This is a genomic window from Caulobacter sp. 17J65-9 (assembly GCF_010975005.1).
Lineage (GTDB): Bacteria > Pseudomonadota > Alphaproteobacteria > Caulobacterales > Caulobacteraceae > 17J80-11.
This window is the reverse complement of record NZ_JAAIVC010000003.1, coordinates 1-25,930: the sequence shown is the minus strand read 5'-3', so window position 1 is coordinate 25,930 and position 25,930 is coordinate 1. Positions and strand designations below refer to the sequence as shown.

33 protein-coding genes are annotated in these 25,930 nt (G+C 69.9%); 12 read left to right on the top strand and 21 right to left on the bottom strand.

Annotation, left to right across the window (positions count from 1 at the left end; all coding sequences use genetic code 11):
- Positions 1–140 precede the first annotated feature (140 nt).
- Positions 141–683, top strand: a complete 543-nt coding sequence (locus tag G3573_RS01175) for a hypothetical protein (RefSeq protein ID WP_163259020.1) — start codon at positions 141–143, stop codon at positions 681–683.
- A 3-nt stretch (positions 684–686) separates the two neighbouring features.
- Here the strand turns inward: G3573_RS01175 and G3573_RS01170 are convergent, their stop codons facing one another.
- From G3573_RS01170 to G3573_RS01160, 3 genes are all read right to left on the bottom strand, one after another.
- On the bottom strand, positions 687–986 hold the full coding sequence (locus G3573_RS01170) for a hypothetical protein (protein WP_163259019.1): 300 nt from the start codon (positions 984–986) through the stop codon (positions 687–689).
- Positions 973–1,506 (bottom strand): RNA polymerase sigma factor, encoded by a 534-nt coding sequence (locus G3573_RS01165; RefSeq protein ID WP_163259018.1) that lies wholly within the window; start codon positions 1,504–1,506, stop codon positions 973–975. The genes G3573_RS01170 and G3573_RS01165 overlap by 14 nt, the downstream gene beginning before the upstream one ends.
- Before the next feature lie 64 nt (positions 1,507–1,570).
- Positions 1,571–1,969, bottom strand: a complete 399-nt coding sequence (locus G3573_RS01160; RefSeq protein WP_163259017.1) for a hypothetical protein — start codon at positions 1,967–1,969, stop codon at positions 1,571–1,573.
- Between the two features lie 113 nt (positions 1,970–2,082).
- On the opposite strand from G3573_RS01160, the gene G3573_RS01155 reads away from it, so the two are divergent.
- From G3573_RS01155 to G3573_RS01145, 3 genes are all read left to right on the top strand, one after another.
- Positions 2,083–2,757 (top strand): alpha/beta family hydrolase, encoded by a 675-nt coding sequence (locus G3573_RS01155; RefSeq protein WP_163259016.1) that lies wholly within the window; start codon positions 2,083–2,085, stop codon positions 2,755–2,757.
- 63 nt (positions 2,758–2,820) lie between these two features.
- On the top strand, positions 2,821–3,453 hold the full coding sequence (locus G3573_RS01150) for a VOC family protein (protein ID WP_163259015.1): 633 nt from the start codon (positions 2,821–2,823) through the stop codon (positions 3,451–3,453).
- 8 nt (positions 3,454–3,461) lie between these two features.
- Complete coding sequence (locus G3573_RS01145; RefSeq protein ID WP_163259014.1) at positions 3,462–4,217, top strand: alpha/beta hydrolase; 756 nt, start codon at positions 3,462–3,464, stop codon at positions 4,215–4,217.
- Between the two features lie 2 nt (positions 4,218–4,219).
- Here G3573_RS01145 and G3573_RS01140 read toward each other — a convergent pair whose 3' ends face one another.
- From G3573_RS01140 to guaB, 8 genes are all read right to left on the bottom strand, one after another.
- The gene (locus tag G3573_RS01140; RefSeq protein ID WP_163259013.1) at positions 4,220–4,594 is read right to left on the bottom strand and encodes a VOC family protein; all 375 of its coding nucleotides are present in this window, start codon (positions 4,592–4,594) and stop codon (positions 4,220–4,222) included.
- Positions 4,595–4,610: 16 nt separating this feature from the next.
- Entirely contained in the window at positions 4,611–4,958 is a 348-nt protein-coding gene (locus G3573_RS01135; protein ID WP_163259012.1) for an ArsC family reductase, read from the bottom strand.
- Positions 4,959–5,058: 100 nt separating this feature from the next.
- Positions 5,059–5,880: an aldo/keto reductase gene (locus G3573_RS01130; RefSeq protein ID WP_163259011.1), complete on the bottom strand. Its 822-nt coding sequence runs from the start codon at positions 5,878–5,880 to the stop codon at positions 5,059–5,061.
- A 240-nt stretch (positions 5,881–6,120) separates the two neighbouring features.
- Positions 6,121–6,504: a hypothetical protein gene (locus G3573_RS01125; RefSeq protein ID WP_163259010.1), complete on the bottom strand. Its 384-nt coding sequence runs from the start codon at positions 6,502–6,504 to the stop codon at positions 6,121–6,123.
- A 184-nt stretch (positions 6,505–6,688) separates the two neighbouring features.
- Positions 6,689–8,260 (bottom strand): glutamine-hydrolyzing GMP synthase, encoded by a 1,572-nt coding sequence (guaA, locus tag G3573_RS01120; RefSeq protein ID WP_163259009.1) that lies wholly within the window; start codon positions 8,258–8,260, stop codon positions 6,689–6,691.
- Positions 8,257–9,558 (bottom strand): RsmB/NOP family class I SAM-dependent RNA methyltransferase, encoded by a 1,302-nt coding sequence (locus G3573_RS01115; RefSeq protein WP_163259008.1) that lies wholly within the window; start codon positions 9,556–9,558, stop codon positions 8,257–8,259. The genes guaA and G3573_RS01115 overlap by 4 nt, the downstream gene beginning before the upstream one ends.
- 10 nt (positions 9,559–9,568) lie before the next feature.
- Positions 9,569–10,000 (bottom strand): MAPEG family protein, encoded by a 432-nt coding sequence (locus G3573_RS01110; RefSeq protein WP_240454448.1) that lies wholly within the window; start codon positions 9,998–10,000, stop codon positions 9,569–9,571.
- 93 nt (positions 10,001–10,093) lie between these two features.
- A complete protein-coding gene (gene guaB, locus G3573_RS01105; protein WP_163259007.1) occupies positions 10,094–11,554 on the bottom strand; it encodes an IMP dehydrogenase in 1,461 nt (486 codons plus the stop codon).
- A 292-nt stretch (positions 11,555–11,846) separates the two neighbouring features.
- Between guaB and G3573_RS01100 the strand changes: the two genes are divergently transcribed.
- Positions 11,847–12,140 carry a hypothetical protein gene (locus tag G3573_RS01100; RefSeq protein WP_163259006.1) on the top strand — a complete coding sequence of 98 codons (294 nt, stop codon included), beginning with the start codon at positions 11,847–11,849 and terminating at the stop codon, positions 12,138–12,140.
- Here the strand turns inward: G3573_RS01100 and G3573_RS01095 are convergent.
- From G3573_RS01095 to G3573_RS01085, 3 genes are read right to left on the bottom strand one after another with little or no spacing between them, the layout of a single operon-like run.
- On the bottom strand, positions 12,112–12,462 hold the full coding sequence (locus tag G3573_RS01095; protein WP_163259005.1) for a hypothetical protein: 351 nt from the start codon (positions 12,460–12,462) through the stop codon (positions 12,112–12,114). The two genes, G3573_RS01100 and G3573_RS01095, sit on opposite strands and share 29 nt — an antisense overlap.
- Complete coding sequence (locus tag G3573_RS01090) at positions 12,459–13,175, bottom strand: RlmE family RNA methyltransferase (protein ID WP_163259004.1); 717 nt, start codon at positions 13,173–13,175, stop codon at positions 12,459–12,461. Before G3573_RS01090 ends, G3573_RS01095 begins: the two co-directional genes overlap by 4 nt.
- Before the next feature lie 55 nt (positions 13,176–13,230).
- On the bottom strand, positions 13,231–14,916 hold the full coding sequence (locus G3573_RS01085) for a hypothetical protein (protein WP_163259003.1): 1,686 nt from the start codon (positions 14,914–14,916) through the stop codon (positions 13,231–13,233).
- 152 nt (positions 14,917–15,068) lie between these two features.
- Between G3573_RS01085 and G3573_RS01080 the strand changes: the two genes are divergently transcribed.
- From G3573_RS01080 to G3573_RS01065, 4 genes are all read left to right on the top strand, one after another.
- Positions 15,069–15,539 carry a peptidylprolyl isomerase gene (locus G3573_RS01080; protein WP_163259002.1) on the top strand — a complete coding sequence of 157 codons (471 nt, stop codon included), beginning with the start codon at positions 15,069–15,071 and terminating at the stop codon, positions 15,537–15,539.
- Positions 15,539–15,982, top strand: coding sequence for a hypothetical protein (locus G3573_RS01075; protein WP_163259001.1), 444 nt, complete (start codon positions 15,539–15,541; stop codon positions 15,980–15,982). Before G3573_RS01080 ends, G3573_RS01075 begins: the two co-directional genes overlap by 1 nt.
- A gap of 74 nt (positions 15,983–16,056) precedes the next feature.
- Entirely contained in the window at positions 16,057–16,629 is a 573-nt protein-coding gene (locus G3573_RS01070) for a phosphohydrolase (protein WP_163259000.1), read from the top strand.
- A gap of 101 nt (positions 16,630–16,730) precedes the next feature.
- Positions 16,731–17,888: a GNAT family N-acetyltransferase gene (locus tag G3573_RS01065; RefSeq protein ID WP_163258999.1), complete on the top strand. Its 1,158-nt coding sequence runs from the start codon at positions 16,731–16,733 to the stop codon at positions 17,886–17,888.
- Positions 17,889–18,042: 154 nt separating this feature from the next.
- On the opposite strand, the gene G3573_RS01060 is transcribed toward G3573_RS01065, so the two are convergent.
- The gene (locus G3573_RS01060; protein WP_163258998.1) at positions 18,043–18,621 is read right to left on the bottom strand and encodes a DUF5655 domain-containing protein; all 579 of its coding nucleotides are present in this window, start codon (positions 18,619–18,621) and stop codon (positions 18,043–18,045) included.
- 60 nt (positions 18,622–18,681) lie between these two features.
- Between G3573_RS01060 and G3573_RS01055 the strand changes: the two genes are divergently transcribed.
- Positions 18,682–19,113 carry an HIT family protein gene (locus G3573_RS01055; protein ID WP_163258997.1) on the top strand — a complete coding sequence of 144 codons (432 nt, stop codon included), beginning with the start codon at positions 18,682–18,684 and terminating at the stop codon, positions 19,111–19,113.
- Positions 19,114–19,119: 6 nt separating this feature from the next.
- Here the strand turns inward: G3573_RS01055 and G3573_RS01050 are convergent, their stop codons facing one another.
- From G3573_RS01050 to phaP, 5 genes are all read right to left on the bottom strand, one after another.
- Complete coding sequence (locus tag G3573_RS01050) at positions 19,120–19,503, bottom strand: TonB family protein (RefSeq protein WP_163258996.1); 384 nt, start codon at positions 19,501–19,503, stop codon at positions 19,120–19,122.
- A gap of 5 nt (positions 19,504–19,508) precedes the next feature.
- The gene (locus tag G3573_RS01045; RefSeq protein WP_163258995.1) at positions 19,509–20,126 is read right to left on the bottom strand and encodes a hypothetical protein; all 618 of its coding nucleotides are present in this window, start codon (positions 20,124–20,126) and stop codon (positions 19,509–19,511) included.
- 81 nt (positions 20,127–20,207) lie between these two features.
- Positions 20,208–22,511: an ATP-dependent Clp protease ATP-binding subunit ClpA gene (gene clpA / locus G3573_RS01040; RefSeq protein WP_163258994.1), complete on the bottom strand. Its 2,304-nt coding sequence runs from the start codon at positions 22,509–22,511 to the stop codon at positions 20,208–20,210.
- 6 nt (positions 22,512–22,517) lie between these two features.
- Entirely contained in the window at positions 22,518–22,847 is a 330-nt protein-coding gene (gene clpS / locus G3573_RS01035; protein ID WP_163258993.1) for an ATP-dependent Clp protease adapter ClpS, read from the bottom strand.
- Positions 22,848–23,029: 182 nt separating this feature from the next.
- Positions 23,030–23,467, bottom strand: coding sequence for a TIGR01841 family phasin (phaP, locus tag G3573_RS01030; protein ID WP_163258992.1), 438 nt, complete (start codon positions 23,465–23,467; stop codon positions 23,030–23,032).
- 267 nt (positions 23,468–23,734) lie between these two features.
- Between phaP and G3573_RS01025 the strand changes: the two genes are divergently transcribed.
- Both G3573_RS01025 and G3573_RS01020 read left to right on the top strand, forming a co-directional pair.
- The gene (locus tag G3573_RS01025) at positions 23,735–25,132 is read left to right on the top strand and encodes a D-alanyl-D-alanine carboxypeptidase (RefSeq protein WP_163258991.1); all 1,398 of its coding nucleotides are present in this window, start codon (positions 23,735–23,737) and stop codon (positions 25,130–25,132) included.
- 104 nt (positions 25,133–25,236) lie between these two features.
- Entirely contained in the window at positions 25,237–25,728 is a 492-nt protein-coding gene (locus tag G3573_RS01020; protein ID WP_163258990.1) for a hypothetical protein, read from the top strand.
- 7 nt (positions 25,729–25,735) lie between these two features.
- Here G3573_RS01020 and G3573_RS01015 read toward each other — a convergent pair.
- On the bottom strand, positions 25,736–25,930 hold a 195-nt coding region (locus tag G3573_RS01015; RefSeq protein ID WP_346427320.1), incomplete at its 5' end, for a DnaJ domain-containing protein.

The following is a 25,930-nucleotide window of genomic DNA, read 5'->3' as shown; positions in this document are numbered from 1 at the left end:
TGTTCCGTTTCGCCTAGGCAGATTTTCGGTGGGATCGCGGCGCGGCCCGGCGTGGCGCCCCGTGCGGCGCAACCATGCCCGCGCGCTCGCGGTTGGATCGCCGCGCTTGGAAGCGCCGCAAGCAGCCGGGTCGATCGCCCATGAAAGCCCTCGCCGTCCTGTCGGCCATCGCCCTGCTGTTCGGTTGCGCGCCGCCGGCCCAGGTCACGCAAGGCGTGCACCGCGGCTATGTGCAGGGCGAGGCGGCCAAGGGGCGCAACTGCGCGAACAACCGGCGCGCCGGCGAGGTCTGGTGCACCGCCTGCTGGGTGGTCGCCGGCGAGCCGCAGTTCAAGGAAGTGACCTGCGACGACGGCAGGGTGCGCGACTACGGCCCGTGCGCGACCGAGGCGGTGTGCAAGGCCCCCGCCCCGCCGTCCGGTTCGGACGCCAAGGCGTCGCTGGTGGTCTACGACATCGACGCGCCCGACCGCGGCTGCAACCTGCCCGGCAAGGGCGCGCGCGCCGTGATGCTGCTGAACCGCGACAAGGTCCGCTCCATCGTCGCGACCATCCGCTCCGACCAGAGCGCCGCCCAGGCCGTGACGGTGCCGCCGGCCCAGCAGGTCCCGCTGGGCTGCGCCGAGGAAGCCGAGCAGCCGACCAACTGGCGGGTCGAGAAGGCCGAGTGGGGAGCGTCCTGACGCTCAGCGCCGCAGCGTCCGGGCCACCGCGCCTGCGGCCATCCACGAGGACAGGACCAGGGTCAGGCAGACCGCGACCATGGTCGCGTCGACGGCCCGGCCGAGCGCTGCGGCGGCTTCGGCGGCGAGCGGGGCCAGGGTCGCCAGGGCGACCAGCAGGACGGCGCGCCGCAGCCACGCGCTCCAGTTCAGCACCGTGCGGCCCTGCGGTAGCCGCGAGGTGACGGCCGCCACGAACGCCTCGTCGCGATCGGGCGCGTCGGCCAGAAGCGCCGCCCTCAGCTCGTCTTCACTCGGCCGCATGGTCGGCTCCCAAGGCTTGTGCGAGGCGCGCGCGTCCGCGCGCCACATGCGACTTCACCGTGCCCAGCGGCAGGCCCAGCGCATGGGCGGCCTCCGCATGCGAGAAGTCCGCGCCGAGGCACAGGGCCAGCGCGGCGCGCTGTTCGGGCTCCAGCCCGGCCAGGGCGATTTCCAGATCGAGCCGGGCGTCGCTGGCCGGGTCAAGCCGCGTCGTCGACGGTTCGAGCTGGGCGACGTGACGTTCCCGCGCGCGGGTCCGCTGCGCGCCCCGGCGGGCGGTCTGCAGCTTTCGCCAGGCTATGGCGCACAGCCACGAGCGCAGGCTGGCGCGGCCGTGGAAGGCGCCGATCCGGCTCCAGGCGGCGATGAAGGCCTCCTGCGCCAGGTCGTCGGCCTCGGCGACGTCGCCGCCAGCGCGGCGCAGGAAGCCGCGCACCGCCTGCTGGTGACGGCGCACCAGGGCGGCGAAGGCCTCCGCTGAGCCGGCTCGGGCCGCGGCGATGAGCTGGGTCTCGTCCACGTCGGTTCGCGTTCGTTCGGGTCGAGCTTCGCCGATTCCCGGAGGGCCGGCGAAGCTCGACGCCTCACCGGCGCTTGCGCGTGAGCGCGGCCAGCAGGGAGCCCAGGCCGCTCACCCCCATGGCGGCCGAGACGCTGGCGAAGGCCAGGCCGACCGGCGTGCCGGGGCCGCCGCCCCACCAGCTGGCGGCGCCGAAGGCTGCGGCCATGAACAGGAACATGATCACGTTCTGCCAGGCGCCGAACTGGTTGGACGGGTCGCCATGCCCGTAGCCCGCGGGCGAGGTCCCGCCGCCGATGCGGGCCAGCTGTTCGATCACCACCGGCGGCAGGTCGCGGCCCTGCGCGACGGCGTCCTTGAGGACGTCCAGCGCCTTGTCCTTGCGCTTGTGCTCGAGCCACAGGCTCCAGGCGCCGATCGCCATCGCCCCGCCGGCCACCGCCGGCACCCACCACAGTTCCATCATGCGCCCCGAAGCCCCGTCGGCGGTCCGTCCGCCCTTCTGAAGCTTAGTCGCCGCCGCGGCCCTGATCGGATGCGGCCCACTTCGGAAAATCTGGCGCTATGGTGCGCGGCATGACGACGACCGCACAGAGCGTGACCATCGCGATCGAGGGCGCCGAGCCCGTGTCGGGCCTGTGGCAGGCGCCGGCCGGGGCGAAAGCCTGCCTGGTGCTGGCCCATGGCGCGGGCGCCGGCATGACCCACAAGGCCATGGCCGCGACGGCCGACGGCCTGGCCGGTCGCGGCGTGGCCGTGCTGCGCTACCAGTTCCCCTACATGGAGAAGGGCTCCAAGCGGCCCGACTCTCCGGCCGTGGCGCACGCGGCCGTGCGCGCCGCGGTCGCCGAGGCCGACCGGCTGTCTGCGGGCCTGCCGCTGTTCGCCGGCGGCCGCTCGTTCGGCGGGCGGATGACCTCCCAGGCGCAGGCGCAAAGCCCCCTGCCCGGCGTCCGCGGCCTGGTGTTCTTCGCCTTCCCGCTGCACCCGGCCGGCAAGCCCGGGACCGACCGCGCCGACCATCTGGCCGATGTCGCCGTGCCCATGCTGTTCCTGCAGGGGACTAACGACGCCCTGGCCGGGCTGGACCTGCTGCGCCCGGTGGTCGGGGGGCTGGGCGAGCGCGCCGGCCTGGTCCTGGCCGAGGGCGCCGACCACAGCTTCCACGTGCCCGCCAAGAGCGGCCGCAAGGACGCCGACGTGCTGGCCGAGCTGCTGGACGCGGCGGCGGCGTGGATGACGCGGACCTGACGGCGGCGCTGCGTCTTCTCGCCCGGCCCGGGTGTTGTCCGCCGGGTCGCGAAGGAGCGAAGCATGGCAGCCGCGCACAAGGTCGAGATGAAGCTCGAGGTCCTCGTCATCCCTGTCTCCGACGTGGACCGCGCGGCGCAGTTCTATGAGAGCCTCGGCTGGCGCAAGGACGCGGACTTCCGCGCGGAGGACCGCCGGCTGTTGCAGTTCACGCCGCCGGGCTCGCCCGGCTCGATCATCTTCGGGACGCGCGCCAGCCCGGCCCCGCCCGGCTCGGCCCAGTTCAACCACCTGGTGGTCGAGAACGTCGAGGCGGCGCGGGCGGAGCTCGCCGCCAGGGGGATCAAGGTCAGCGAGGTCTTTCACGACGCCGGCGGCGGCTACAATCCCTTCGACCCGGCCGCGCGGGCCAGCGGCCCGGACCCGCAGCGGCGCAGCTATCTGTCGTTCGTGAGCTTCAAGGACCCGGACGGCAATGTCTGGCTGCTGCAGGAGGTCACCTCCCGCCTGCCTGGTCGCATCGAGGCGGAGGCGACCAGCTTCGCCGACGCGTCGGACCTCGCCGCCGCGATGAAGCGCGCCGAGACAGCCCACGGCGCGCACGAGAAGCGGCTGGGACACCGGGACGAGGACTGGCCCTCCTGGTACGCCGCCTACATGGCCGCCGAGCAGCACGGCGCCGCGCCGCCGGTGTGAGCGGCGGCATGATCGACCGTCGTTCAGTCCTCGCCACGGGCGTGGCGACCGCCGTCGCGCCGGCGGGGTTCGTCCGGGCCGCTCCGGTGAAGGCGCGCAACGTCGTCTGCGTGCACGGCCTGTTCGCCGACGGCTCCTGCTGGTCCGACGTGATCGTCCGCCTGCAAGCGAAGGGGCTGAACGTCACCTCGGTGCAGAACCCGCTGACCACCCTGCCCGACGCCGTCGCCTCGGCCGAGCGGGTGCTGGCGCGCCAGGACGGGCCGACCGTGCTGGTCGGGCATTCCTTCGCGGGCATCATCGTCACCCAGGCCGGCGTGCAGCCGAACGTCTCGGCCCTGGTCTATGTGGCGGCCCGCGCGCCCGACGCGAACGAGAACTACGCGGCGCTGGCCGCGCAGTATCCGACTCCGCCGGCCACGGCCGGAATCGTCTACGACGGCGACGAAGGCCGGCTGAGCGAGGTCGCCTTCCTGCGCGACTTCGCCAACGGCCTGCCGGACGTCCGGGCCAAGGTGCTCTATGCGGTGCAGCAGCCATTTCACAAGGCGCTGCTGGACGGCCGCACCACCGTGGCCGCCTGGCGCTCGAAGCCCAGCTTCTATGCGGTGTCCAAGCAGGATCGGACGATCGACCCGGGCCTCGAGCGGTTCATGGCTCAGCGCATGGGGGCCACGACCATCGAGGTCGACGCGGGCCACCTGTCGCTGATCTCGCATCCGGACGAGATCACCCGGCTGATCCTCGACGCCGCCGGCGGCTAAAGTCAGTCGGCCCGGCGTTCGGCGACGTGCCAGAGCACGCCGGCGGGATCGAACACGTAGGCGACGCGCATCCCCCAGGGCTGCATGGCCGGCGCGCGCGGCGCGGCCACGCCGAAGGCGGCCGGCAGGTCCAGCGCTTCGATGTGCGCCCACCAGCCGTCCAGGTCGTCGACCAGCAGCTGCATCATGAAGTTCGAGGCCCAGGCCTCGACGTAGTAGTTCTGCAGGATGAATTCGCTGCGCCCGACGCTGAAGATGGCGATCTCGCCGTCGAACAGCTTTTCGAACCCGAGCGCCTCGTAGAAGGCGCGGCTGACCGCGAAGTCCCTGGCCGGCAGGAACGGCCGCGCCGTTTCATTTCCGTCGAGCGCCGCCATGTCCCCCCGCCCCGCCTCAGCCTAGGGTCTTTTCGTAGACGTCCGGCTTGAAGCCGACCAGCAGGGTCCCGTCCACGTCCAGCACCGGGCGCTTGATCATCGACGGCTGGGCCAGCATCAGGTCGATCGCCTTCGCTTGCGTCAGGTCGGCGCGGTCGGCGTCCGGCAGCTTGCGGAAGGTGGTCCCGGAGCGGTTCAGCAGCACCTCCCAACCCACCGATTTCACCCAGCTTTCCAGGCGCGGCCGGTCGATGCCGACGACCTTGTAGTCGTGGAAGGCGGCGTCGACGCCCCGGCTCTCAAGCCAGGTGCGGGCCTTCTTCATCGTGTCGCAGGCCTTGATGCCGTAGATGGTGACAGTCATGCGGGTCCTCGGAACTCGCCGCTGCTTAGCCGGACGCCGCGACGGCCGCCAGAGGCGCGGGCGCGGCGGCGTCGCTTACGTCAGGGTCCGCCGGCGCGCCTCAGTCCCAGGCCGGGGCGAGGCCGGACGGGTTCACCAGCCGGCCGTCGGGCCGCGCCAGCCGTCCGATCGCCGCCATTTCCTCGTCGGTCAGCGCGAAGTCGAAGATTGCGAAGTTCTCGGCCACACGCTCGGGCTTCGCGGTCTTGGACAGGGCGACGAAGCCCTGCTGGACCAGCCAGCGCAGCGCGACCTGGGCGGCGCTCTTGCCGTGGGCGGCCCCGATCATCTGGAGCACCGGGTCGCGCGGGACCGCGCCGTCGGCCATGCCGTAATAGGCGGTGATCGCGACTCCGGCGGCCTTGGCGGCGGCCGCCACGGCCCGCTGATCGAGGTAGGGATGCACCTCGATCTGATTGGTGACGATCGGCGCCGCGCTGAGGGCGACCGACTGAGCCATCTGGGCGATGTTCTGGTTGCTGACCCCGATGAAGCGCGTCTTGCCCGCGGCCTGGACCGTGTTCAGCATCGCGATCTGGTCCGTGATCGCGACCTTGTCGCCCGGCCAGTGCAGCAGCAGAAGATCGACCTGATCGACCTGGAGCCTGTCGAGGCTCTGGTCGACCGAAGCCGCGAACCTGTCCTCGCTGTAGTTGTCCACCCAGACCTTGGTGGTGAGGAACAGGTCTTCCCGGCGCGCGCCGGCGACCGCGAGCGCACGACCGAGCGCCGCCTCGTTCTTGTAGATCTGCGCGGTGTCGAAGTGGCGGAAGCCCGCCTCGAGCGCTGCGGGGACCACCTTCTCGACCTCGGCGTCCGACATGCGGAACACCCCGAAGCCGAGCGCCGGAATTTCCGCGCCATGCGCGTTCACGCTGTCCATGAGTTCAGTCCTTGGTCTTCAGGCGGCTTGCGCCGTGGGGAGGTGTCGAGCGCCGGCGCCGGTACGATCCGTTCCTTACGACCGACACGCGGGCCGAACGGTTCGCGAGCTGAATTCGACAGGGCCCCGATCTAGGCCGCGTCCGGGGCCGTGATAACCGGCCGACACGCCACATCATCTGTGAGCTGAAATCAAAGGTGGTGGCTCGCCGTGGCGTCACGGTGCGCAGAGCGGGTCCGCTCAGGGCTTCCTTTGGTGCGAGCCGAACGTCACCGTCACGAGGGCGCGGACATTCTTGCCCGCCTGGACGTTCGAGGCGCCGTGGCTGACCTGATGGGCCCTCAGCGCCTCAGCGACGGTCTTGTGCAGCTGTTCCCTGGGCAGGTCGCCGCTGCAGGACGCCACGCGCCAGGTGACGTGCTCCCGGACCCCCGGGTTGAGCAGCCGCTCCAGCGGCGACAGCGTCCGCACGCCGGTCTGGGCGGCGAGAAAGCCGATGTAGCTGAGCCCCTTGCGGGTGATCCGATACGTCGTCGCACTGCGCATCTGCTCGACGACGCTCAGTTCGAGGCGCTCGTCCGGCTCCCAGGTGCGCCTGCTCTCGTAATCAGACTTCCACGCCACCGACGCCCCCCGGACTGCGCGCGAGGACGGTAAGGCTTGCGTCGGGCCCCTGCAAACCGAGCGCTTCGGAGCGCGCGCGGCGGGGCCTCACGCTCGGGCGAACCGCAGCCAAGAAGAAAGCCGCCACGCTTCGAGCGTGACGGCTTCCGACAGTTCGGCTTGAACGCGCCTCAGCGCGCCAGGATCACTCCCACTCGATGGTCCCGGGGGGCTTCGAGGTGACGTCGTAGACCACGCGGTTCACGCCGCGGACCTCGTTGATGATGCGCGTGGCGGTCTTGCCCAGCACGTCCCACGGGAACTCGAAGAAGTCGGCGGTCATGCCGTCGGTGGAGGTCACCGCGCGCAGCGCCAGGACGTTCTCGTAGGTGCGCGCGTCGCCCATGACGCCGACGGTCTTCACCGGCAGCAGCACGGCGAAGGCCTGCCAGATCTTGTCGTAGAGGCCGGCCTTGCGGATCTCTTCGAGGTAGATGGCGTCGGCTTCCTGCAGGACGGCGACCTTCTCCGGCGTGATGTCGCCGGGGATGCGGATGGCCAGGCCCGGGCCGGGGAACGGGTGACGGCCGACGAAGGCCTCGTCCAGGCCCAGTTCACGGCCCAGCGCCCGGACCTCGTCCTTGAACAGCTCGCGCAGCGGCTCGACCAGCTTCAGCTTCATGAAGTCCGGCAGGCCGCCCACGTTGTGGTGGCTCTTGATCACGGCCGAGGGGCCGCCGCGGGCCGAGACGCTCTCGACCACGTCCGGGTACAGGGTGCCCTGGGCCAGGAACTCGGCGCCCTCGATCTTGGCCGCCTCGCGGTCGAACACGTCGATGAACAGCTTGCCGATGGTCTTGCGCTTGGTCTCGGGATCCGAGACGCCGGCCAGGGCGCCCAGGAAGTCCGCAGAGGCGTCAACGTGCACCAGCGGGATGTTGTAGTGGTGGCGGAACAGGTTCACGACCTGGTCGCTCTCGCCCTTCCGCATCAGGCCGGTGTCGACATAGACGCAGGTCAGCTGGTCGCCGATGGCCTCGTGGATCAGCACGGCGGCGACCGAGGAGTCCACGCCGCCCGACAGGCCGCAGATCACCCGGCTGGAGCCGACCTGGTCGCGGATCTTGGCGATCATCTCCTGCTTGTAGGACGCCATCGTCCAGTCGCCCTTCAGCCCGGCGATGCCGTGGGTGAAGTTGCGGTAGATCTGCGCGCCGCGCGGGGTGTGGACCACCTCCGGGTGGAACTGCACGCCGTAGAACTTGCGCTTCTCGTCGGCGATGGCCGCGAACGGCGCGCCGGTCGAGGTGGCGATCACCTCGAAGCCCTCGGGGATGGCGGTGACCCGGTCGCCGTGGCTCATCCACACCGGCTCGCGATGGTCGACCGCGCCGATGCCGGCGAACAGCGGGCTTTCCTTGGCGATGACGACCTCGGCCCGGCCGAACTCACGGTGGTGGCCGGACTCGACCTTGCCGCCCAGCAGGTCGCACATCAGCTGCTCGCCGTAGCAGACGGCCAGGACCGGCACGCCCAGCTCGAACACCTTCTTGCCGATGCGCGGGCTCTCCTCCTCGGTGACGCTGGAGGGGCCGCCGGACAGGATGACAGCCTTCGGCTGGTACTCGTCGAGGATCGCCTCCGCCTTGTCGAACGGATGGATCTCGCAATAGACGCCGCTTTCGCGGACGCGGCGCGCGATCAGCTGGGTGACCTGCGAGCCGAAATCGATGATCAGGACGCGCTCGTGTAGTCGGGCGGGATCGAGGGCGGTCATGCGGTCCTTTCGTATAGCGCGATGAAAAAGCCGTCGGTGCCGGTCGCGCGCGGGGAGAGCCGGAGCCTATGGCTCCCGTTCGCCAGCGAGGCAAGCCGAGCCCGGGCGGCGTCGGTCAGGTTCGGGGTGTTCAGGGCCGTCTCGATGGAGACGGGGCGGAAGTTCGGGTGCGCCGCCTCGAAGGCCTCGCAGCTGTCCTCGTTCTCGCGCTTGAGCATGGAGCAGGTGACGTAGGCCAGCCGCCCGCCGGGGCGCACCAGCTTGGCCGCGCGGCCCAGGATGACGACCTGCAGGGCGTGCAGGCGCTCGACCTCTTCCTCGGTCAGCCGCCAGGCGTCCTCCGGGCGACGGCGCCAGGTGCCGGAGCCCGAGCACGGGGCGTCGGCCAGCACCAGCTCCGCGGAGTTCTCCAGGTCGGCCATGCCGCCGCCCTCGAGGCCCAGCTTGCGCAGCTCGGCGGTGACGCCGGCGCGGGACAGGCGGGGGCGGATGTTGTCCAGCCGCTTCTGCTCGACGTCGCAGGCGATAAGCCCGCCGCTGTCGGACATCGATTGGGCCAGGGCCAGGGTCTTGCCGCCGCCGCCGGCGCAGTAGTCGACCACGGTCCAGCCCGGATGCGCGTCGGCCAGCCAGGCGGCCAGTTGGCTGCCTTCGTCCTGGATCTCGATGCGGCCGGCCTGGAAGGCCTCCAGCTTCTGGACGTTCGGCGGCGGTTCGGCGGTCAGGCGCAGGCCCCAGGCCGAATACGGCGTGCGCTCGGGGGCTAGCCCCTCGCCTTCCAGCTCGGCCTTCACGGCTTCGACCGTGGCGCGCTCGCCGTTGACCCGCAGGTCGATCGGCGCGCGCGGGCGCATCAGGGCCTCGGCCTCGTCGGCCCAGGCGTCGCCGTAGACCTCGCGGAAACTGTCGGCGGCGAAGGCGGGCAGGCCCGCGGCCACCCAGGCCGGGGGTTCGCCCGGCCGGGCTTCGAGGCGGGCGCGCTCCTCCGCAGTCAGGGCCGCGGGGGCGTAGCCTTCGCCGGTGTAGAGGGCGTCGATCTCCTCCAGCGGCGTGCCGTCGATCAGGGCCAGCGAGCCGATCACAAGCGCGCGGCCGTTGCTCGCCCCCATCGCCCAGCTGAGCCGCGCCTTGGCGCGGATGCAGCGATAGACCCGGTCGGCGATGGCGCGGCGGTCCTTGGAACCGGCGAACCGGTGGGTCTGGCCCCAGGCTTTCAGCGCCCCTTCCGCAGGCGCGCGCGAGCGGGCGATCTGGTCGAGGACTTCGGCGGCGGCGGCGAGGCGGGCGGCGGGGGTCAAGGGACTCCGATCAGACGAACGATGCGGCCAGCACCATCAGCAGGCCGACGAGGGAAACAAACCAGACCAGGGAGCGCACAGTCGGCACGCCCAGGGCGTAGAGCGGCACGTAGACGATCCGCGCCGCGACGTAGAGGAGCGAGCCCCACAGGCTGAGCTCGCCGAGCTTTCCCGCAACCGTCGCCAGCAGCACCGCGGCGGCGAAGAACGGGAAGGTCTCCATGTAGTTCTTGTAGGCGCGGTCCAGACGCCCGGCGACCTTGCCCATCGGCCGGTCGACGTCGCGTGCGCCCGCGGCCCACTTCAGCCCCTGGGTCGTGCGCGCGGCGTAGGCCGCCCAGAGCATGTGCAGGAGGCCCAGCAGGATGGCAGCGCCGAGCAGGCAGAACTCGGGCCGGCAACCGGCCTGGAACATCAATTGCGAAAACTGCGTACCGGTCATCGTCCCCTCCCCCAGGAACACTGAACCGCCCCTCGCCCGCCCATCCCGGCTGAGCCGGGACGGACGGAGCAAGGAACGAACGCACGGTTCTTATCACCCCGGCCGGTAGTTCGGCGCTTCGCGGGTGATCTGCACGTCGTGCACGTGGCTTTCGCGCAGGCCGGCGTTGGTGATGCGCACGAAGCGGGCGCGCTTCTGCAGCTCCGGGATGGTCGGCGCGCCGACATAGCCCATGGCCGCACGCAGGCCGCCCACCAGCTGGTGCAGGATGGAGCTGATCGGCCCCTTGTACGGCACCTGGCCCTCGATGCCTTCCGGCACGAGCTTCAGGGTGTCGCGCACCTCCTTCTGGAAGTAGCGGTCGGCCGACCCTTGCGCCATCGCGCCCAGCGAACCCATGCCGCGGTAGCTCTTGAACGAGCGGCCCTGGTGCAGGAACACCTCGCCCGGAGCTTCCTCGGTGCCGGCGAACATGGAGCCCAGCATGGCGATGGAGGCGCCCGCGGCGATGGCCTTGGCCAGGTCGCCGGATTGCTTGATGCCGCCGTCGGCGATGATCGGCACGCCCGAGCCCTGGGCCGCGCGGACCGAGTCCACGATGGCGGTCAGCTGCGGCACGCCCACGCCGGCGACGATGCGGGTGGTGCAGATGGAGCCCGGCCCGATGCCGACCTTCACCGCGTCGGCCCCGGCGTCGATCAGGGCGCGGGTGGCGTCGTAGGTGGCGACGTTGCCGGCGATGATCTGGACCTTGCCGGCTTCGCGCTTCAGGCGGCGGACCGCCTCGGCGACCTGCGAGGAGTGGCCGTGGGCGGTGTCGATCACCACCACGTCCACGCCCGCCTCGACCAGGGCCAGCGAGCGCTCCAGGCCGGCGTCGCCGACGGTGGAGGCGGCGCCGACGCGCAGGCGGCCCTGCTCGTCCTTGGCGGCGTTCGGGAAGGCCTGGGCCTTCTCCATGTCCTTGACGGTGATCAGGCCGACGGCGCGGTATTCGCCGTCCACCACGATCACCCGCTCGACGCGGTTGGCGGCCAGCAGGCGGCGCGCCTCGTCGGGACCCGTGCCCTGCAGCAGGGTGACCAGGTTGTCCTTGGTCATCAGGTCGGCGGCGATGCGGTCGCCGTCGCCTTCGAAGCGCATGTCGCGGTTGGTCAGGATGCCCAGCAGCTTGCCGCTGCCGCGATCCACGACCGGGAAGCCCGACACGTTCTTCTGGGCGATGATGGCGCGCACTTCGTTGAGCGTGGTGTCCGGGGGGACGGTGATCGGGTTGATCACCATGCCGCTCTCGTGGCGCTTCACCTGGCGGACCTGATCGGCCTGCTGCTCAACCGTCAGGTTGCGGTGCAGCACGCCCAGGCCGCCGTACTGCGCCATGGCGATCGCCAGGGCGCTTTCGGTGACCGTGTCCATGGCCGAGGACACGATCGGGATGTTCAGCTCGATTTCGCGGGTAAGCCGTGACGCGGTGGTCACTTGGGTCGGCATCACATCGGACGGACCCGGCTCCAGCAAAACGTCGTCGAAAGTGAGACCTTCGCGAATCTCCATAGGGACTCTCCGTTTTGCGGGCCGCCTATAAACCCTAGTGCTGCGGTGCGGCAACCCCGCTCGGGCGTGGCGAGAAAGCGCAGCAGGATTTTTCTCATACCGGCGCTTTTCGGGGACGGTTGCTGCTCAGGTCGGCCCCGTGCGTGCAAAACGGCGCCCGCGACGAAATCTTAGCCCTGTCGGCGCAGGCTGAAGCTCGACGCCAATTCGCCCGGCGCCCTCGTTCGGAGGGGTCACTATGGCTGCGGCTCGCACACGAACGCCTTCCCCGAAGGTCGCTCCGGGGAAGGCTGTGCGGCGTCGCGAGCCGTCGGTGCGGGCCAACCGCGCGCTGGAGCAGCACCGCGCGGACGTCCGCGTGCTGGCCGAGATCGCCGACACCTACGTGAAGATCGCCTGCAAGCTGATCGGCGCGGCCGTGGTCGCCTGGGCGGCCAGCCGCCTGTTCACCGGCCGCGCCGCGGAGCTCGACCCCTGGTGGGTGGCCGGCGGCGGCGGCGCGGGCGCGCTGCTGTGGCTGTTCGGGCGGCTGACGGGCCGGAGCCCGCCGCCGGAGATCAGGCCACGTGCACGGCGTCGGAGCTGAAGCTCTCGAAGCTGAGTGCGTCGGTGCCGTAGCGGTCCTGCTGTCTTAGCGACACGCCGACCTCGCCGCCGTCCTCGAAGCGGACCAGCACGCGCTCGGCCCCGACCTCGGCGCCGGCGACTTCCCAGCCGATGCGCGCGCACAGCGCGTCGCGGAAGCCCGGATCGTCGGCGGTGATGGTCCCGTCCTCGTCGCGCACGTCGGTCAGGGCGTAGGCCGAGATCACGTGGCCGTCGAAGTCGAGCTGCAGGTAGTCCTTCAGGAAGGTCACGGCGCTCAGGCGTTCGCCCGTCAGCACCTGCAGGGCTTCGGTAAGGCTCATCGGGGGGCTCCCTTGAATCCGGTCGCCACCAGATAGACTTCCGAGGAGTCCTGCCGGCTGGCCTTGGGTTTGACGAACTTCACCTCGGTGAAGGCCGCTTTCAGGCGCTGCAGCACGTCGCCGGCCGATCCGCCCTGGAAGTTCTTGGTCACGAAGGCGCCGCCGGGCTTGAGCGTATCGATCGCGAAGTCGGCCGCGATCTCGATCAGGGCGACGATGCGCAGGTGGTCGGTCGCCTTATGGCCGACGGTGTTGTGGGCCATATCCGACAGCACCAGGTCGGGCGCGCCGCCCAGCATGTCGAGCAGGCGCTTGCCCATGTCCGGGTCGGTGAAGTCGCCCTCGACCAGGTCGGCGCCCGGAATCGGGTCGACCGGCAGCAGGTCGACGCCCACCACCTTCTCCGCCCCGCGCTTCAGGGCCACCTGCACCCAGCCGCCGGGCGCGCAGCCCAGGTCGATGACCTTGGAGCCCCGCTTGATCAGCCGGAAGCGGTCGTCGATCTCGGCCAGCTTGAAGGCGGCGCGCGAACGCCAGCCCTCGGCCTTGGCCTTCAGGACGTAGGGGTCGTTGATCTGACGCTCCAGCCACTTCTGCTGGGAGGTCGTCCGCCCGAACGCGGTCTTCAGCCGCTTTTCGGTCCCGCCGCGGCCGGCCGGATCGCCGCCCGTGGGCGGACGGACCATGCGGCGGCGCTCTTCACCTTCACTCATGGGCGCCCTCTTAGCACGTCGTCCCGGAAGGCGAGTGTCCGAATGAGGGCGAGGTTCAGTGCGCCGCGGAATCCGCCTCGGCCACGATCTTGCGGGCGGCCGCGTTGGCCGGGTTCAGGGTCAGCGAGCGGCGATAGCTCTCCACGCCCCTGGCCTTGTCGCCGGTGGAGATCTGCGCCTCGCCCAGGCTGTCCCAGACGTACCAGCTGTCCGGGTAGATCTCGGTGTTGATCCTGAACACCTCGAGCGCCGCGTCACGCTCGCCGGCCTCCAGCAGGCGGTAGCCGGTCGAGTTCATGGTGATCATGTCGGCCGGCTTCCACCAGGCCAGGGTCGAGAAGCGCGCCCTGCGCTCGTCGTAGGCCTTGCGCACGGCCGCCGCGCCGTCGGTCTCGGCGATCACCGGTAGAGCGCGCATTTCCTGGCCCGACAGGATGGCGTCGACCGCGGGGTCGCGGCCCAGGCGATAGTCCTCGGAGCTGAACTGGGCCGGCACGTCCACCGGCGTGTAGGGCTCCTCGTTGCGGGTGACGCCGCCGGAGCCGGCGTGCCAGACGGTCGAGAAGGTCAGCTGCAGGCCGGTCTTGGGGAAGGCCAGCGTCTCGGCGTTGCCGGCGTGCTTGAACGGCGCCCCGGCCGGCTCGCCCACCCAGCTGGCGTCGACGTGCTCCTTGAAGGCGTCCAGCGCGTTCACCCCGGCGCTGAAGGTGCGCCGGCCGCTGAGCACGTAGAGCTCCTTCCACGGCGGCGCGTCCTCGCGCTTGATGAACTCGTGGATGATGGCCCGCACCTTCGAGCCGTCGCCGCCGCGGTTGTAGCGCCAGTCGACGATCAGCCGCCTCGGCTTCAGGGCGTCGACCTCCTTCAGGGCGCGGCGGAAGAACTGCTCCATGGTCTCGTCCGGCGCGTCGGACATGTAGTTCGCCTGGATGTAGTAGGCGTCCTTGTCGGGTAGCGGCACGGCCACGAAGTGGCGGCGGTAGACCAGGTGCGGCGGGCGCGTGGGATCGGGCTTGCGGAAGGCGTCCGCGCCCAGGCCCTTGTAGGCGCTGATCCAGTCGGCGTACTCGCCGAAGCCGACCCCGAACACCTCGTTGCGGTTGCGCCACTCCATGGTCGAGGAGCCCTTCAGGGCCTCGAGCCTGACGTTGGCGACCTTGCCGTTGGCGCGCTTCACCTTCAGCCGCAGGGTCCCGTCGGCCTCGACATAGCCCAGGCCCTTCATCAGGCCGGCGTTGCTGACCGAGAACACGTCTTCCAGCGCGCCCAGGCTGTTGTCCGCCGGCTCCAGCGTGCGGGTGTCGGCCAGCACCTCGGCGACCGGGCGGCCGGCGATCTCCAGGATCTGGGCCCCGGCGAGGTCGGCGTGGGACTTGTGGGCGCTGACCACGAAGACGCCGTCGGTGAACTGGTAGAGGCGGACCGGATACCAGTCGTCGAACTGGTCGCCGGCGATCTCCAGGAAGGTGTGGCCGTCGTCCAGCGCCGCGACCAGCTGAAGGGCGCGCACCGCCCGCTGCTCCTCCGAGGCCTGCGGCAGGTCGTGGTAGAAGGCCTCCACCCGCCGGTCGAACTCGCGCTCGCCGATGCGGGTGAACGGGTCGGGATGGCGCAGCTTCAGGGTCTCGACGACCTTGTCGAACTCTTCCTTCCACTCGGCCGAGGTCGCGGCCTGGGCCGGCTGGGCCAGCGCGAGCACGGCCGCCAGCACCGCGGCCGGCGCGAGCATCCAACGGTTCACGCGCTTTCCCCCTCCCCTGCCCCGGCGCATGTGAGCGCGAGTCAGGGGCCGGCGCAGCTTACAAATCGCTCATGGGAGAGACGCGGGCGCCCTTCCCCCGCCGCGCGAGTTGGGGCAGACAGCGCGAACACTGAAATCAGGAGTGCCCGACGATGGCCGCCGATCCCGAAAACACCCTGCTCGTGAAGCTCGACACCGGCGACGTGACCATCCGTCTGCGCCCGGACCTGGCGCCGAACCACGTCGCGCGCATCAAGGAACTGGCGCGCGAAGGCTTCTACGACGGCGTGGTGTTCCACCGCGTGATCCCGGGCTTCATGGCCCAGGGCGGCGACCCGACCGGCACCGGCTACAACGGCTCCTCCAAGCCGAACCTGAAGGCCGAGTTCTCCGACGCCCCGCACACCCGCGGCGTCTGCTCGATGGCCCGCGCCGCCAGCCCGGACAGCGCCAACTCGCAGTTCTTCATCTGCTTCGACGACGCCCGCTTCCTGGACAACCAGTACACCGTCTGGGGCGAAGTGACCGAGGGCATGGAAGCCGTCGACGCCCTGCCGAAGGGCGAGCCGCCGCGCGCGCCCGGCAAGATCGTCAGCATGAAAGTCGCGGCCGACGCCGCCTGATGCGGCCGGGGGCGACCGCCCTCGCCGTTCTCGTCGCCCCGCTGATCGCCCTGCCTCTGGCGGTGGTGATCGGCGGGGCGGCCGACACCTTCGCGTCCGGTGACCGGCCCGACCTGATCGGCCTGTTGCTCCTGGGCGCCGACGCCGTGCTCCGGGGCTATCTGCCGGCCGTCCTGGTCACCGGGCTTCTGCTGGTTCCGCTGAGCCGCGCGCTCGCCGCCTCAGGTGTGGTCGGGGCCTTCAGCTACGGCGTGGGCGGCGCGCTGACCGCGGCCCCCCTCCTTCTCATCCTGCCTTTTGTCGAGCGGCTGCTCGACGAGGACCTGCTCGACGGCTACGCCGCGCCGGTGTTCTGGGCGACGGCGATCGGGGTGGTGTGCGTCGCCAGCTGGCTGAGCTTCTGGGTGGTGGCGCGGCCGGATCGCGGCGGCGATCCCGCCTGAACTATTGTTAACTCGGCCGCATTCAACTTTAGCGGTAGCGTCGTTTTCGTATCGCCAGCAGTTCGGCGGCAGGAATGACGCGCGCACCCCACTCCGCTCTGGTCTTGGCCTACGCCGAGCAGCATCGGCGCTATCACACCCTCGCCCACGTCCAGGACTGTCTGGCGGAGCTCGCCGCCGTCCCGGACCTGTCGCCGTCCGAACGCCTGACCCTGGAGCGGGCGATCTGGTGGCATGACGCGATCTACGACCCGACCCGCTCCGACAACGAGGAGCGTAGCGCCGAGCTGGCCGAGCGCGACCTGGCCGGCCAGGGCGTGAGCGCGGACGAACGGGCCGAGGTGGTGCGGCTGATCCTGCTGACCAAGGGCCATACGGTTGAGCCCGGCGACCGGCTGGGCGCGCTGCTGGTCTCGATCGACCTTTCGATCCTGGGCCGGCCGGCGGCCGTCTACGACGCCTACGCCCGCCAGATCCGGCAGGAATATTCCTACGTGCCCGAGGACCTGTATCGTATGGGCCGCGCCGCGGTGCTGAAGCACTTCCTGAACGGCGCGGCGATCTACGCCGACGCGACGTTTCGCGAGCGCTACGAGGCGCAGGCTCGCGCCAACCTGGCGCGCGAGATCGCTTCGCTGGCGGGGTGACGTCCCCCACCGATCATCCCCGCTTTCGCGGGATGAGCGGAAAGTTGAGAAGCGTCGCAGGCCATTGGCGTTCGCGGTCCGGACGCCTAGATCGAAGCGCAATGAGCGCCTCCGTCCCAACCAGCGTCCGCGTGCACGGCCGCATCGCCGAGATCGGCCGCGAGGCCTGGGACGCCTGCGCCGCGCCGTCCGGCAATCCGTTCGTCAGCTTCGACTTCCTCGACGCCTGCGAACAGGCCGGCTGCGCGGTCGAGGCGGCCGGCTGGGGCCCGCGGCACCTCGCGGTCGAGGATGACGCCGGCGCCGTGGCCGGCGTCATGCCGCTCTACCTGAAGGGCCACAGCCAGGGCGAATACGTGTTCGACCACGCCTGGGCCCAGGCCTATGAGGACGCTGGCGGGCGCTACTATCCCAAGCTGCTGTCGGCCGTGCCGTTCACGCCGGTGACCGGGCCGCGCCTGCTGGCCCGGCCGGGCGCCGACGCCGAGGCGGTGCGGGAGGCCCTGCTGGGCGGGGCGCTGCAGGTCTGCCGGCAGAGCCGCGCCTCCTCCCTGCACGTGACCTTCCCGACCGAAGCCGACTGGAAACGGCTGGGCGGCCACGGCCTGCTGCTGCGCCAGGACGTGCAGTACTGGTGGGACAATCCGGGCTACGGCTCGTTCGACGACTTCCTGGCCGCTTTGTCGTCGGGCCGGCGCAAGACCATCCGGCGCGAGCGGCGCGAGGCCCTGGCCGGTCTCGAGATCGAGACCCTGACCGGCGCGGAGTTGACCGAGGCGCATTGGGACGCCTTCTTCGACTTCTACGAGGACACCGGCGCGCGAAAGTGGGGCCAGCCCTACCTGAACCGGCGGTTCTTCTCGCTGATCGGCGAGCGTATGGCCGACCGGGTGGTGTTGTTCCTCGCCCGGCGCGGGGGCGAGCCGATCGCCGGCGCGCTGAACTTCGTCGGCGGCGACACGCTCTACGGCCGCTACTGGGGCGCGACCGAGCCCGTGCCCTTCTTGCACTTCGAGCTCAGCTACTACCAGGCCATCGAATATGCGATCGCGCGGGGCCTGAAGCGGGTCGAGGCCGGGGCCCAGGGCGAGCACAAGCTGGCGCGCGGCTATCTGCCCAGGCCCGTCTACTCCGCCCACTACATCGCCGATCCGGCGCTGCGCGCGCCGGTGGCCCGCTACCTGGACCGCGAGCGCCCGGCGGTGGCGGCGGAAATGGCGGCGTTGGAGGAGGAGTGTTCGCCTTTCCGGAAGGGGTGAGTTTCAGATCCGTCATCCCGGCCGTAGCGGAGCGAAGCGCAGCGGAGAGCCGGGACCCAGCAAGCGCGGCGCTTGTTGCAGCGTGGGTTTGCAGCGTTGAGGTCGAGGCTGCTGGGTCCCGGATAAGCGCTGCGCGCTTTCCGGGATGACGGGATCAGGAGGCCTCGTACGCCCGCTTGAGCAGGGCCGCGATCTCCGCATCTACATCCTGCGGCCCCTCCAGCCGCACCGTCGACTTCAGCCGGTCGGACCAGGATTCGCTCTTGCCGCGCGGGGCCAGGCGCTCGCCCTCAGGCGGCACGGCCAGGCCCAGCGACGCCGCCCCGCCCTTCAGCGGCTTCACGGCGGCGAACTTCACCTTGCGCGACCAGGCGGTGTAGCCCTTGCGCTGGCCCTCGGTGACGTCGTCGTGGGCGGACGCCGCCGCCGCGACCGCCTCGAAGATCGCGCGCGAGGCCGGATCGGCCCACAGGGCCGCGCGCAGGGCGTCGGGATCGTCCCAGCCCATCTCGTTCGGAAAGGCGGCGTCCAGCACGGTCGAGGCGCGGTTTTGGCCCAGGCCGTGGTGCGCCTTCAGCCACTCCAGGCGGGCCCGGTGGGCGGTCTCGGGACAGCCGCGGGCGATCTCGGCCCACTGCTCCAGGGTCTTGCCGGTTTCGCGCTCCAGGCCCTCGCGGACGGCGGCGAACCACTTCGCCTGGCGTTCGGTGATGTTGGCGTCCCGCTTGGCCAAGGCCCCCTCCCCGTTCTAGCGTTGGGCGAACACCATCCTGCGACTCCCGGGAACGTCAAGATGAGCCTGAACGGCGCCTACGACCGCGACAACGTCTTCGCCAAGATCCTGCGCGGCGACATGCCCGCGACCAAGGTCTACGAGGACGACCAGGTGCTGGCCATCATGGACGTCTTCCCCCAGTCGCGCGGCCACACCCTGGTCATCCCCAAGGTCGAGGCCCGCAACCTGCTCGACATCGATCCGGCCGCCCTGCAGGGCCTGATCACCCGGGTGCAGAAGGTCGCGCGCGCGGTCGAGAAGGCGCTGGATCCCGACGGCGTGACGGTCATGCAGTTCAACGGCGCGGCCGGCGGCCAGACCGTCTTCCACCTGCACTTCCACATCGTGCCCCGCTGGGAAGGCACGGCCATGGGCCGACACGCCGAGGGTATGGCCGATCAGGCTGAGCTGAAGGCGCTGGCGAAGCAGATCTCGGCGGCGATGGCCTGACCCCGGTCAGTCCGGATACCAGCGCAGGGTTACGTGCACCCGGGCGCCGTCCACTGGACTGCCGTCGGACGCCGTCGGACGCATTCGGTATTTCGGAACGGTTTTGAGAGTCGCGGCTCCGAAACCCCACCCGGTCGGCTCTTCGGCGACGACTTCGCACTCGGTCAGGTCGCCGGTAGCGGTGACCTGGCACCTGAACTGCACCTTGGCGCCGATCCCGGCTTTCAGCGCGGCGGGCGGATAGTTTCGCGCCATGTCGTCGGCGTCCGGCTTTCGGGTCCATTCCGGCCGCATGATCTTGGGCGGCGCCGCCACCGGAGTGGGCGGCGGGGAAACTGCGGGCGCGTCCTGCGCGACCGCCAGGGCGATCCAGGCGAGGGTTACGAGCATGGTCCCTACTTCTTCGAGCCCGTGGCGGGCAGGCCCGCCGGCCCTTTCGGCGCCCGGAGCTGGGTCGTCGCGTAGTCGGTGCCGCCGCGCGCGCTGGGGGTGAACGCGACCTGCACGGTGAGGTCCTGACCGCACGCGTTGATCGGCCAGATCTCGGTCCAGGACCCGTCGGGCCGGTACGGCTCGCTGCTGATCTCGCCCCAGACCACGTCGCCGGCGTCGCATCCTGGTGCGGCGGTCGCCACGCCTCGGCCGAGCGCCTGGAAGACGTCCACGGTCAACTGTAGGTCCGCCCGCGAGAGGCCCGGCAACAAGGCCGCGCTCTGCCAGCCGCCTTCGGGCCGGCGCCCCACGGCGATGTTCTGCACCGAGCTTCGGCCGCAGCCGCTCACCCGCGCCCGTTCGTAATGGTGGTCGCGCCCGTTCCCCGGCTGTGTGCGGATCGGCTCGATCACGGCGTCCACGCAGGCCGGCTGGTGGGAGAAGAAGGCCTCGCGGCGGATGAAGTCCTCGCGCAGCCAGGCCTGATAGGCCGCGGCCTCAGCGGGCGTGGGCAAGGTCGCCGGAGGCGCGGGCGGCCCTTCGGCCAGCGCGGCCGCAAACACAAGCGCGACAAGACTCATGGGACGCCCCCGAACACCCAGCAAAAAGGCCGCCCGGATCGCTCCGGACGGCCCATGCTTAGCTCAGGTTGCGAGCCGGCGTCACTCCACCGGTTCGGCCGCGTCGTCGGCCTTGGCCTGTCCGTCCTTGGCCGCCTCGACGTCGAAGGCCAGCTTGCCGTCGACAAGCTTGATCTTGACGTGGCCGCCGCGGACCAGCCGGCCGAACAGGATCTCGTCGGCCAGCGGCTTCTTGACGTGCTCCTGGATGACCCGGGCCAGCGGCCGGGCGCCGTAGAGCTCGTCGAAGCCGTTCTTGGCCAGCCAGTCGGCCGCGTCCTCGGCCAGTTCGACCGTGACGTTGCGGTCGGCCAGCTGGGCCTCCAGCTGCATGATGAACTTGTGGACGACCTGGCGGATGATCTCCGGGCTCAGCGGCTTGAACGCGACGACCGCGTCCAGGCGGTTGCGGAACTCCGGCGTGAACAGCCGCTGGATCGCCTTCTCGTCCTCGCCCTCGACCTTCGAGCGGCCGAAGCCGATCGAGTTGCGGGCGTTGTCGGCGGCGCCGGCGTTGGTGGTCATGATCAGGACGACGTTGCGGAAGTCGACCTTCTTGCCCACCGCGTCGGTCAGGGCGCCGTGGTCCATCACCTGCAGCAGGATGTTGTAGACGTCCTGGTGCGCCTTCTCGATCTCGTCGAGCAGCACCACGGCGTGCGGGTGCTGGTCGACCGCGTCGGTCAGCAGGCCGCCCTGGTCATGGCCGACATAGCCCGGAGGCGCGCCGATCAGGCGGCTGACGGTGTGGCGCTCCATGTACTCCGACATGTCGAAGCGCAGGAGCTCGATGCCGAGCGTCGAGGCCAGCTGCTTGGCCACCTCGGTCTTGCCCACCCCGGTCGGGCCGGAGAACAGGTAGGAGCCGATCGGCTTCTGCGGGTCGCGCAGGCCCGCGCGGGCCAGCTTCATGGCCGCCGACAGCTGGGTGATGGCGTCGTCCTGGCCGAACACGGTGCGGCGCAGGTCGCTCTCGAGCTGGCGCAGCGCCTCGGTGTCGGACTTGGAGACCGACTTGGGCGGGATGCGGGCGATCTTGGCGACGACGGCCTCGACCTCCTTCTGGCCGATCACCTTCTTGCGCTTGGACTCGGCCACCAGCATCTGGCTGGCCCCGGCCTCGTCGATCACGTCTATCGCCTTGTCGGGCAGCTTGCGGTCGGTGATGTACTTGGCCGACAGCTCCACCGCCGCCTTGATGGCGGAGTCGGTGTAGCGGAGCTTGTGGAAGGTCTCGTAGTAGGTCTTGAGGCCCTTCAGGATCTTGATGGTGTCCTCGACCGTCGGCTCGTTCACGTCGATCTTCTGGAACCGGCGCACCAGCGCGCGGTCCTTCTCGAAGTGCTGGCGGAACTCCTTGTAGGTCGTGGAGCCCATGCAGCGCAGCGTGCCCGAGGCCAGGGCCGGCTTCAGCAGGTTGGAGGCGTCCATCGCCCCGCCGCTGGTCGCGCCGGCGCCGATCACGGTGTGGATCTCGTCGATGAACAGCACCGCGTTCGGGTGGTTCTCGAGTTCCTTGACGACCTGCTTCACGCGCTCTTCGAAGTCGCCGCGATAGCGGGTGCCGGCCAGCAGCGCGCCCATGTCGAGCGAGTAGATGGTCGCCCCGGCCAGCACGTCCGGCACTTCGCCGTTGACGATCTTGCGGGCCAGGCCCTCGGCGATGGCGGTCTTGCCGACGCCCGGGTCGCCGACGAGCAGCGGGTTGTTCTTGGTGCGGCGGCACAGGATCTGGATCGCCCGCTCGACCTCGGCCGTGCGGCCGATCAGCGGGTCGACCTTGCCCTGGCGGGACTTCTCGTTGAGGTCGACGCAGTAGGCTTCGAGGGCCTCGCCGCCGGACTTGGCGACACGCTCCTCGGGCTCCTCGTTGGCGCCCTTGACCGCGCGCGGCTCCGACGCGCCCGGCTTCTTGGCGATGCCGTGGGCGATGAAGTTGACCGCGTCGTAGCGGGTCATTTCCTGCTCCTGCAGGAAGTACGCGGCGTGGCTTTCGCGCTCGGAGAACACCGCGACCAGCACGTTGGCGCCGGTCACTTCGTCGCGGCCCGAGGACTGCACGTGGATGACGGCGCGCTGGATGACGCGCTGGAAGCCGGCGGTCGGCTTGGCGTCGTCGCCGTCCTCGACGATCAGGCTGTTCAGCTCGCTGTCGATGTAGTCGGTCAGGCTTTTGCGCAGCAGCGTCAGATCGACGTTGCAGGCCCGCATCACCCCGGACGCTTCCGGGTCGTCCGCCAGCGCCAGGAGCAGGTGCTCCAGCGTGGCGTACTCATGCTTGCGCTCGTTGGCGTAGCCGACCGCGCGATGAAGGGTTTCTTCGAGGTGACGGGAGAAAGAAGGCACCGGTGCTCAGTCCTTTTCCATAGTGCACTGGAGCGGGTGTTGATGGCGACGCGCGGTCTCGACGACCTGCGCCACCTTCGTTTCGGCCACTTCGTAGGTATAAACGCCGCAGACGCCGACACCATGCTGATGCACATGCAGCATGATACGAGTCGCGTCCTCTCGCGATTTGTTGAAAAACCGCTCGAGGACGTAAACCACGAATTCCATCGGGGTGTAGTCGTCGTTCAGGATCAGCACGCGGTAAAGCGAAGGCTTTTGCGTCTTCGGCTTGACCTGCGTGACGACCGCCGCACCGGCGCCGTTGTTTTGATCACCTTGCTTCCGCTCGGTCATCAGGTTCCCCGACTGTGTGGGCCGAAGCCCGGACTCTAGAATTAGATATGGCAACGCGGGCGCTTTGGAAGGTCCCCCCGGCAACCTTAACGTCGCACGCGCCGCCTTCGATCCGGTAAACGCGAAAAGGCCCGGGACGTCGCCGTCCCGGGCCCCTTGCTGCGTTTGGGAAGCGGCGCTGTTTAGCGGACCGACTGGAACCGCTCGACGGTGGCGGTCATGCGCTCGTTCAGCGGCTTCAGGCTGTCGTTGACCGAGGCCGAGACGATCTCGGTCATCCGGGTCATTTCCGACAGGTAGGATTCGATGGCGGATTTCGCCCACTTGGTCTGCAGTTCGACCACTTCCTGGACGCTCTTGGCCGACGACAGGGCCTGGGCGGCGGACACGTTGTCCTCCCAGTTCTTCTTCGAATAGGCCAGCGCCTGGGCGCCCAGGGTCTCGGCCCCGCGGGTCGCGGCGGTGACGCTCTCGACCACGGCTTCCAGGTTGCGCTTGCCGGCCGAGTTGATCTCGTTCAGCGCGCCCAGCGACTTCTCGACGTTCTCGCGGAAGGCCTGCTGGCCGGCGGCGGTGGCGCGCTCGACGTTGGCCTTGATGGCTTCGGAACCGTTCTGCATCTCAGTATCTCCTGCGATGTCCACGGGGCGATGGGAGGCCCCGCGCGCGCACCGTAGGGTCCGCGCCACGTGACCGCTGATATATTGCACCTGCGAAATAAGTCAAGGCGACGTTGTGCGGTGCACAATCGGCAAGGCTTCCCCTGCGACAATCACGTTTGTGGCAAAGCTCGTTTACCGGCGAGAAACCGTAACGGGATCATGCTAAACAGATGTCTCGGCGGCGTGGAAAGCCGTCGCGTGCCTTCCAGAACGACGGACGATCGTATGCTCCTCACCGCCCGCCGTATCGCCGTGGCGCTCTGCCTGGTTTTCGGCGCCGTCACGGCCTCGCTGCCTCTCGCCCTCGCCGCCCCCGCCGTCGCCGCTCCGGCTGACGACGTTCGCTATGCGGCCATCGTCGTCGACGCCAATTCCGGCGAAGTTCTGTACGCGCGCCGCGCCGACGAACAGCGCTACCCGGCGTCGATCACCAAGATCATGACGCTCTATCTGGTCTTCGAGCAGCTGAGCCAAGGCAAGCTGAAGCTGACCGACACCATCACCATTTCGCCGCGCGCGGCCGCCCAGCCCCCGTCCAAGCTGGGCCTGTCCCCCGGTCAGACGCTGACCGTCGACGAAGCCATCCAGGCCCTGTGCATCAAGTCGGCCAACGACGTGGCCCTGGCGGTCGCCGAGAAGATCGGCGGCTCGGAAGCCCGCTTCGCCGCCCTGATGACCCTGCGCGCCCAGGAGCTGGGCATGACGCAGAGCCGCTTCGTCAACCCGCACGGCCTGCCCGACAGCCGCCAGCTGACCAGCGCCCGCGACATCGCCATCCTGTCGCGCGCCATGATGCGCGACTTCCCGCAGTACTATTCGTACTTCGGCCAGAAGAGCATGACCTTCCGCGGTCAGACCATGCGCAACCACAACGGCCTGCTGCACCGCATGCCGGGCGTGGACGGCATCAAGACCGGCTTCACCAACGCCTCGGGCTACAATCTGGCCGCCTCGGCCGTGCGTGACGGCCGTCGCCTGATCACCGTGGTGATGGGCGGCTCCTCGACCCGTTCGCGCGACGACAACGTCGCCGACCTGCTGAACACCGGCTTTGAAGTCATGCGCCGCCGCCAGGCCGGCGAGGTCATCAACGTCGCCCAGAACCTGTTCGAGCACCCGACGAGCCCGAACGGCCCGGTGGCCTACGCTTCGATGGGCCCGAGCGCGCAGCCGCGCGACATCGGCGACGTGCTGAGCGCCGCCCAAGCGTCGGACTCCGGCGTCGCCGTCGCGGCCACCTCCCGCATGCGCCCGATCGCCAACCCGGAAGAAAGCGATCCGATGGCCATGGTCTCGGGCATGGACGCCAAGGCGAAGGCCAAGGTCGTCCCCGCCAAGACCACCCCGGCCAAGACCGCGCCGGTCGCGAAGAAAAAGAAGAAGGACCCGGACGCGATCTGGTCGGTCCAGGTCGGCGCCTACAAGCAGAAGTCGCTGGCCAACAACCAGCTGAAGCAGCTGAGCAAGAAGTTCGCCCAGCACTTCGCCGACGCTGACGGCGGCGTGGACGCCGGCGGCGGCTGGTACCGGGCCCGCTTCGAGGGCCTGACCAAGAGCGGCGCGCAGCAGGCCTGCAAGGCGCTGAAGGCCAAGAAGATCCCCTGTCTGGTGATGGCCCCCTGACGGGAGCCGCGCCGAGCGGAACGACTGAGAACCCTCCGCCCCACGGCGGAGGGTTTTTCTTTGGGGCGGTGGCGCGGTCGCGGGCGCGTCCCTAAGCTGAGCCGATGACGCAGCGCCTTCGCGCGAGATTTCCGCGCGAGCTCTATTTCCCGGATCGTGACGTCGAAACGCTCGACGAGCTCGACGGCGACTTCGTGCATCGATCGGTGTCGGTGTTCGAGCACTGGCTGAGCCGCGATGAATTCGTCGCCGAGCCCTACCTGTCCTACTGGGAGGCGGTGGAGGTGGGGCAACTGAAGCATTTCCTTGAACGCGAGCGGAGATATCTGGCTGCGTTTTTGGAGATGTCTGCGGGCGGCGTGCTCTTTGATGGTGAAAAGGCGGTGCACTTTCGCGGCCGCCGCGATCCAGTGACGCGCGAGTTGTTCAGCAAGATCGTTCGCGAACGCTATCGCGAGAGCGTCTATTTCTTGGGCTCGGAACTGGTGTTGTGGCCAGGGTGGCACCTGACCCATCACCTTCTGGCGAAGTCGTCCGACGCGCTTGAGCGAGCCGTCCGCGTGTTTGAACGCCACGGCCTGCACGCACTCGACTGAGCCGGCTTCAGCGCCGGTCGAGCAGCCGATCTCGCGCTGCGTTGAGCTGGCTGGCCAGGCCGCTGGTGCCGCCGCGGTCGGGGTGCACGGCGCGCATCAGGCGCAGGTAGGCGGCCTGGATCTGCTCGGGGCCGGCCTCGGCGTCGACGCCCAGGACCGCCCTCGCCTCCGCCAGGCTCATGCGCCGCTGAGGCTCGGCGGG

Coding starts and splice junctions, on each gene's coding strand:
- G3573_RS01175 (WP_163259020.1), top strand. CDS start 141: ATGAAAGCCCTCGCCGTCCTGTCGGCCATCGCCCTGCTGTTCGGTTGC.
- G3573_RS01170 (WP_163259019.1), bottom strand. CDS start 986: ATGCGGCCGAGTGAAGACGAGCTGAGGGCGGCGCTTCTGGCCGACGCG.
- G3573_RS01160 (WP_163259017.1), bottom strand. CDS start 1,969: ATGGAACTGTGGTGGGTGCCGGCGGTGGCCGGCGGGGCGATGGCGATC.
- G3573_RS01155 (WP_163259016.1), top strand. CDS start 2,083: ATGACGACGACCGCACAGAGCGTGACCATCGCGATCGAGGGCGCCGAG.
- G3573_RS01150 (WP_163259015.1), top strand. CDS start 2,821: ATGGCAGCCGCGCACAAGGTCGAGATGAAGCTCGAGGTCCTCGTCATC.
- G3573_RS01145 (WP_163259014.1), top strand. CDS start 3,462: ATGATCGACCGTCGTTCAGTCCTCGCCACGGGCGTGGCGACCGCCGTC.
- G3573_RS01140 (WP_163259013.1), bottom strand. CDS start 4,594: ATGGCGGCGCTCGACGGAAATGAAACGGCGCGGCCGTTCCTGCCGGCC.
- G3573_RS01135 (WP_163259012.1), bottom strand. CDS start 4,958: ATGACTGTCACCATCTACGGCATCAAGGCCTGCGACACGATGAAGAAG.
- G3573_RS01130 (WP_163259011.1), bottom strand. CDS start 5,880: ATGGACAGCGTGAACGCGCATGGCGCGGAAATTCCGGCGCTCGGCTTC.
- guaA (WP_163259009.1), bottom strand. CDS start 8,260: ATGACCGCCCTCGATCCCGCCCGACTACACGAGCGCGTCCTGATCATC.
- G3573_RS01110 (WP_240454448.1), bottom strand. CDS start 10,000: ATGACCGGTACGCAGTTTTCGCAATTGATGTTCCAGGCCGGTTGCCGG.
- guaB (WP_163259007.1), bottom strand. CDS start 11,554: ATGGAGATTCGCGAAGGTCTCACTTTCGACGACGTTTTGCTGGAGCCG.
- G3573_RS01095 (WP_163259005.1), bottom strand. CDS start 12,462: ATGAGCCTTACCGAAGCCCTGCAGGTGCTGACGGGCGAACGCCTGAGC.
- G3573_RS01090 (WP_163259004.1), bottom strand. CDS start 13,175: ATGAGTGAAGGTGAAGAGCGCCGCCGCATGGTCCGTCCGCCCACGGGC.
- G3573_RS01080 (WP_163259002.1), top strand. CDS start 15,069: ATGGCCGCCGATCCCGAAAACACCCTGCTCGTGAAGCTCGACACCGGC.
- G3573_RS01075 (WP_163259001.1), top strand. CDS start 15,539: ATGCGGCCGGGGGCGACCGCCCTCGCCGTTCTCGTCGCCCCGCTGATC.
- G3573_RS01070 (WP_163259000.1), top strand. CDS start 16,057: ATGACGCGCGCACCCCACTCCGCTCTGGTCTTGGCCTACGCCGAGCAG.
- G3573_RS01065 (WP_163258999.1), top strand. CDS start 16,731: ATGAGCGCCTCCGTCCCAACCAGCGTCCGCGTGCACGGCCGCATCGCC.
- G3573_RS01055 (WP_163258997.1), top strand. CDS start 18,682: ATGAGCCTGAACGGCGCCTACGACCGCGACAACGTCTTCGCCAAGATC.
- G3573_RS01050 (WP_163258996.1), bottom strand. CDS start 19,503: ATGCTCGTAACCCTCGCCTGGATCGCCCTGGCGGTCGCGCAGGACGCG.
- G3573_RS01045 (WP_163258995.1), bottom strand. CDS start 20,126: ATGAGTCTTGTCGCGCTTGTGTTTGCGGCCGCGCTGGCCGAAGGGCCG.
- clpS (WP_163258993.1), bottom strand. CDS start 22,847: ATGACCGAGCGGAAGCAAGGTGATCAAAACAACGGCGCCGGTGCGGCG.
- phaP (WP_163258992.1), bottom strand. CDS start 23,467: ATGCAGAACGGTTCCGAAGCCATCAAGGCCAACGTCGAGCGCGCCACC.
- G3573_RS01025 (WP_163258991.1), top strand. CDS start 23,735: ATGCTCCTCACCGCCCGCCGTATCGCCGTGGCGCTCTGCCTGGTTTTC.
- G3573_RS01020 (WP_163258990.1), top strand. CDS start 25,237: ATGACGCAGCGCCTTCGCGCGAGATTTCCGCGCGAGCTCTATTTCCCG.